This window comes from Pseudomonas sp. IPO3778 (genome assembly GCF_013386825.1).
In the GTDB taxonomy this organism is placed as follows: domain Bacteria; phylum Pseudomonadota; class Gammaproteobacteria; order Pseudomonadales; family Pseudomonadaceae; genus Aquipseudomonas.
Map to the genome: position 1 here is coordinate 1 of NZ_JACARC010000150.1, position 302 is coordinate 302.

General features: G+C 58.3%; 1 protein-coding gene. It reads right to left on the minus strand.

Going from position 1 to position 302, the window contains the following annotated elements; all coding sequences use genetic code 11:
• On the minus strand, positions 1–278 hold a 278-nt coding region (locus HX855_RS32975), incomplete at its 3' end, for an ABC transporter substrate-binding protein (protein WP_256736860.1).
• Positions 279–302: the final 24 nt, after the last annotated feature.

Genomic DNA, 302 nt, shown 5'->3' on the forward strand with positions numbered 1-302 from the left:
AATTTCTGGCTCAGGTCCGCGAGGAATTTCTTGTTTTCCGGTGTGTCGATAGTGGTCAAGTAGGAACCGGACATATACATGCCCGTAGCGACATCCCCCATGGTCCTGGCTGTGCCTTCGTCGATGGCCAGGTTGCCATAAGGCAGCGTCAGCGCGGCCGCTTTCAACTGCTTGGCCAATGAGACGTTGGGGGCACCACCGGCCGTGGCGCTGATCAGCGCGTCGGGTTGTGCCGAGCGGATTTTTGAAATCACTGCGGTCCAGTCGCTGCAGTCCATCGGCAAGAACTCTTCGCCGATGAC